This is a genomic window from Halomonas sp. BM-2019, assembly GCF_017584085.1.
Window position 1 is genome coordinate 3069226 of the sequence record NZ_CP071922.1, and the last position, 312, is coordinate 3069537.

Sequence of the window (312 nt, forward strand, 5' to 3'; positions counted from 1 at the left end):
CCGGCGCTCTCCCTCGAGGCCCACCAGCACCAGCCGGTGCAGCGCCCACTGCAGGGCACCCGGGGCGGGCTCGGCGGCCATCAGGCCGGTGAGGCAGGCGCGGAAGCGAGCGAACTGGGCCGCCGAGAGCTGGCGCAGCACGGGCAGGGCCAGCTCGATGAGCGGCAGGCGATCCCCCGGCGCCAGCGCCGCCAGGGGCTCGGCGAGCGCCTCCAGCTCGCGCAGCACCTCGGGCAGCGCCTGGCGGGCCAGCACCTCCCGCTGGGCGTCGCGGCTCGCCGGGTCGACGCCCATCAGGATCCCGTAGACCAG

At 77.6% G+C, this 312-nt stretch carries 1 pseudogene; it reads right to left on the reverse strand.

The features are described 5' to 3' along the window. Window positions 1–312, reverse strand: a pseudogene (locus J5F18_RS15325) (peptidase); the annotation flags it as partial.